This is a genomic window from Desulfofundulus thermobenzoicus (assembly GCF_009428905.1).
GTDB classification, from domain to species: Bacteria; Bacillota; Desulfotomaculia; order Desulfotomaculales; family Desulfovirgulaceae; genus Desulfofundulus_A; species Desulfofundulus_A thermobenzoicus.
On record NZ_WHYR01000260.1, the window covers coordinates 1 to 391 of the forward strand.

At 37.3% G+C, this 391-nt stretch carries 1 protein-coding gene; it reads right to left on the reverse strand.

Annotated elements, in window-relative coordinates; translation table 11 throughout:
• Positions 1 to 108: 108 nt before the first annotated feature.
• The coding region (locus GFC01_RS18550; RefSeq protein ID WP_152948538.1) for a RidA family protein at positions 109 to 391 on the reverse strand (283 nt) is incomplete at its 5' end.

Below are 391 nucleotides of genomic sequence, written 5' to 3' on the forward strand. Positions count from 1 at the left end.
GCATTACTCTAGCATAGTTTGTTCATTTTAATCATCATAGATTGTTTAGCTCGAATCCTTATTCTATCCCTTGTATTGATATTGAGAATTGGTCAAATGATAACATATTTAATCAGTGTGTGCGATAGCCTTGACTTCAATCAATTGCTCTGGGAAAGCCAGATATGTCACACCAATGAGACTGCCAGCTGGTCTGTGTTGACCTAAGTATTCCTTGAATAGATCTATGACCGTTTCGGAGTGTTCTTGTGGATTTGTTAGAAAAATTTCAACATATGCAATGTTGTTTTTCGTAGCTCCCAATTCCACCAATACCCGATCAAGGTTCTCAAATGTTTGCAGAGTCTGAGCTTCAATATTCTCCTTACCAACGAACATACCATTTTTATCG